The sequence below is a fragment of the Kribbia dieselivorans NBRC 106261 genome, from assembly GCF_001552435.1.
GTDB lineage: Bacteria > Actinomycetota > Actinomycetes > Actinomycetales > Dermatophilaceae > Kribbia > Kribbia dieselivorans.
The window spans coordinates 1-4,121 of sequence record NZ_BCRE01000219.1 but is presented as its reverse complement, the minus strand read 5'-3'; the positions used below and the strand labels follow the sequence as shown (position 1 = coordinate 4,121).

The 4,121-nt window shown below is 72.4% G+C and carries 3 protein-coding genes and 1 pseudogene; all 4 read right to left on the bottom strand.

All coding sequences use genetic code 11. The features are described from left to right. Window positions 1-3,014: LysM peptidoglycan-binding domain-containing protein (locus KD1_RS14715; protein ID WP_068403173.1), on the bottom strand; the 3,014-nt coding region annotated here is incomplete at its 3' end. Next, window positions 3,011-3,469, bottom strand: coding sequence for a pilus assembly protein TadG-related protein (locus tag KD1_RS14710; RefSeq protein ID WP_068403171.1), 459 nt, complete (start codon window positions 3,467-3,469; stop codon window positions 3,011-3,013). The genes KD1_RS14710 and KD1_RS14715, both read right to left, overlap by 4 nt. 41 nt (window positions 3,470-3,510) lie before the next feature. Next, window positions 3,511-3,942 (bottom strand): TadE/TadG family type IV pilus assembly protein, encoded by a 432-nt coding sequence (locus KD1_RS14705; protein WP_068403168.1) that lies wholly within the window; start codon window positions 3,940-3,942, stop codon window positions 3,511-3,513. Further along, window positions 3,936-4,121, bottom strand: a pseudogene (locus KD1_RS16965) (hypothetical protein); the annotation flags it as partial. The gene KD1_RS14705 and the pseudogene KD1_RS16965, both read right to left, overlap by 7 nt.

The following is a 4,121-nucleotide window of genomic DNA, read 5'->3' as shown; positions in this document are numbered from 1 at the left end:
GCCGCGCCGTCGGGCAGCAGCGCCCGCCACAGGCCCCAGTCGGTCTGCACGCTCGGGTCCAGGCGCAGCGTGCCGTCGGGGTACTCGCCCAGCAGCGGTTGCCCCTGCGCGTCGGTGCCCAGCCAGGTCGACAGGCGGGTGATGGCCGCGTCGCGGGCGCCGCTGATGTCCTGCTTCGCGCGGTTGGGCCACAGCGCGTCGTCGAGGGCACTGCGGTGGCTGCCCGGGTAGAGCGCGATGAAGGTGGCGATCTCGGTCAGGCGGTCGCGCTGGCCCCAGTCGACCTCACCGACGTTGTCGAGGTCGACCGGCCCGAGCACCCGCACGAAGGGCACGGCGGCCGGCGCGACGTGGTCGGTGAACCGCGCCGGGAAGTGCACGACCGGCTGCACCGGCGTGCCCGGAGTCGGGGTGATCTGCGGCAGCAGCCACTCCGACCCCAGCGAGCCGGGCGTGATGAACCCGTCGCCGGCGCTCGCCGCGGTCGAGACGGTGACGGGGTCACCGGCCGGCGCGGACGGCACGAGCTGCGCCGGGATCGGGGTGTTCCACAGGGTCGGGGGCGTGTCCGAGTCGGGCAGCTCGCTGCGCATGCGCGTCGGAGCGTCGTCCACGCCGAGGTCGTCGGGCAGGCCGGCGGGTCGTTCGCTGGCGGCGCCCAGCAGGTCGTCCGTCGGCTGCTCGGGCGTCACGATCGCCTCCGACAGGGCGAACAGGTCGACGATCTGGGCGTATGTGCCGTCCTCGACGCGCTGCGGTTCGACCTGGAGGTAGAGCGGGGAGATGACCCCGAGACGGTCGTCGTTGCGGACATCGAGGGCCCATTCGCCGGGCAGGAAGTCCGGGGTGGCGACGACGATGAACAGGCCGGGGACCTGGAGGCTGAGCGTGAACAGGGCCTCGTACTGCTCGAGGGTCAGGTCACCGGTGACGATGACGACCTCGCTGGAGCGTTCGCAGAACGTCCCCGCACCGTGGGCGTGCAGGCTCGCGATGAGCGTGTCGACGTCGTCGGTCGAGCGGCAGCGGTCGACGCCGAGCACGGACTGCAGGCTCGGGCAGGCACCCACGAGTGTGACCCCGAGGGACTGGGCCCACTGCGCTCCGGCCATGTCGACCGCCATCGCCGCCATGATCGAGCGGGTGCGCTCGGGCGGGCCGGCGACCTTGAGCACGGCCGCGTGCTGGAGGTTGACGAGCAACTGCGCTCCGTCGTGGTCGACGCCGACGGCGCACAGACCGGGGTAGGGGGCGGAGGCGTGCTCGGCCTGGGGGAGTGCCCGGACGCGGTCGGCGCGCAGGGTCCAGATCGTCGGGTCGGCGGTGCCGGTCCACGGGGCCGGCAACGCGCTCGGAGCGCCGAGGTACAGGTCGACGCCGTCGGGGTGCAGGCGCACGGCGCGCAGGTCCGGCAGCGGGGCGCCGGCCGACTGGGCGGCGACGGCCAGCGAACGCAGGGCGATGTCGACGGTGTGACGACCGACCGGATCGGCGTGGTCCTCGATCGCGGTGGCGAAGCCGAAGGGGTTGGCCTGGTCGGGCTGGTGGAACGCGGGCTGGTGGAACGCGGGGCTGCCTGATGGCGCACCGAGGTACCGCTCCCGCTGACGGCGGCGGGCGAGGAGGAGTGCGAGGCCGGCCGCGGTGACTCCGGTCAGGCCGACCGCGCCCAAGGCCAGCCACGGGACGGCGCTGCCGTCCTTGGCCACGGCGGCGCCGATGTCGGAGGAGTGGGCGTCGTCGGACTGCTGCTGCTCGGCCTCGGCGCGCTGCTTGGCTTCGGCGCGCTGCCTTTGTTCCGCCCGCTGCTTGGCTTCCGCCCGCTGCCTGGCCTCGGCCTTCGCTTGGGCTTCCGTTTCTTGTGTGGCCTCCGCCTGGCGCTTGGCCTCCGCCTGGCGCTTGGCCTCGGCCTGCTGCTGGGCCTCGGCGCGCCTCGTGTCGAGGTCGCTACGGCGCCTGGTCTGGTCATCGATGCCGAGCGACTCGGCCACCGCGGCCCGGCCCGCCTCCGGCGTGGCGCTGATGGTCCACCCGGGCTGGATCAGGTCGGGGTCGACGATGGCGGTGCCGTCCGGCTGGATGGTGCGCTGGGAGTGCGTGAAGAGCTCGGGGTAGCGGGAACCGTCGCCGAGCTCCTCCTCGGCCAGCTCCCACAGCGTGTCGCCGGGCCGGACGACGACGTTGCCCTCAACGGCCTTGGCGGAGCCTGCCCCCGCCGCGGCGTCGGCGCCGCCCGTCGCGGGGACCTGCAGCACCCACCCCGGGCGCAGCCACTGCGCTCCGGTGAGGACGTCCTGATTGAGGTCGGCAATCTCGCCGTACCGGCCACCGTCGCCGAGGTGCTGCTCGGCGATGGACCACAGGGTCTCCCCGGCCGCGACGACGTGCTCACGCGTCTGGGGTGCGGACGTGGCCACCGGTGCAGCAACCCTCTCGGTGCTGGACGACGCGGCGCTCGCAGCTCCGCGCGCCTCGGCAGCGCTCTTCTGGACACCGGCTCTCTCGACACCAGCTCTCTGGACACCAGCCTGCTCGACACCAGCCTTCTCGATACCGACCTGACCACCCACGGCGGTGACGCTGCGCGAGGTGGCCGCGTTCGACGCTCCGCCCAGACCGGAGGTGTCGGCCGCCTGCGCGGGCGCAGCCGGCGAGACCATCGGCGCCGCCACGAACAGGAGCATCGCGCCCCCGACCAGCGACCGCGCCAGGGACTGCGGCAGCGCCAGACCGGGCAGCGACGGGGCACTGACGCCGCGCAGCCGCGCCAGCACCTCGAGCACGACCGAGAAGGCGAGGAACGCCCACGCGACCCACGCCAGCACGGCCAGCGCCGCGAGGAAGAACTCGCCCGACGCCGGCGAGGTCAGCGTCGACACAATGGCATCGACGCTGACGCCCGACAGCCGCGGGAACGCGCCGATCTGCACGAGCAGCCACGGCACCCCGACGAGGACGACGAGGAGACCGAGGGTCGCGAGCAGGCCGGTGATCCGGCGTCCGAAGGCACTCATCGCCGATTCTCCGGGTTCGTCGTGGGTTCGATGCCGGTGCCCTCGAAGGTCTCTGCCTGCTCGGTCAGCCGGGCCTCGGCAGATCCGTTGGCGGGGAACGACGTGATCCCGATGATCGAGAGGATCTTCGCCTGGTACGTCGTGTGGGTCGTGACCCGGATCGCGGTGTCGGTCGCGGTGACCGTGCCGGTCAGGCCGGCGTTGGCGATGTACTTGCGCCCGACGAGCTCGGCCTGGCCGGCCTGGATGGACACCGACTGACCCTGCAGGGCCGGCAGGGGGTCGATCTGCTGGCCGGCCGCGCGGGCTGCCTCCGAGGCGACCGCCTCGGCATACTGACGCGCCCGGATCTGACCACCCAGGTCGACGACGAGACCCAGCAGGAGGATCATCGCGGCGGAGATCGTCACCACATAGATGCTGATGGATCCGCGTTCGCGGTGTGAGTTCGGCATGTGTTCCCCCTTGCGTGGTGCGTGGTCGTCAGTGGCTGGTCTCAGTTGCGGGCCCGGTAGGTGTCCATCGGGCTGGAGGCCTCACCGGTCACGGTCAGCGACCCGGGCATCCCCGGCAGCGCCAGATCGCTGATGGTGAAACGGCACTGCACGGTGGCCCTGACCCAGGCGTCGTCCTGACCGGGCTTCTTGGCGAAGCCGGACAGGTCGAGACTCGGGACGGCGGCGGGCGTGCAGCGAATGCCGCGGGAGGCCATCTCGGCCGCGGCCATGTCGGTCGCGTTGGCCTTGGCCGTCGCGGTGTCCCGCGAGAGCGTCGCCACGCGGGCGGCCTCGAACGCGATCATGTCCATCGACTGTTGGGCCAAGGCAATCCGCGCGGCGAAGAAGATCAGCGCGACGAAGAGCATGAGCGCCGGGCCGAGGATGGCCACCTCGATGGTTGCCGAACCGCTCTCCCTGCGGGTCAGCATGGTCCGCCCGCCTCGCTCGTGATGCACTCCGGTCGCGTCAGCCGCTCGACCGGGCGGCGGGCCTCCTGGCTGACCGAGGGGTCGAAGCCGGGCAGCAGACCCTGGGTCCGACCGGAGACGCGCACGGTCACCATCTCCGACGTGCGCGTCACGTTGATGACCGGGTTCATGATGAACCC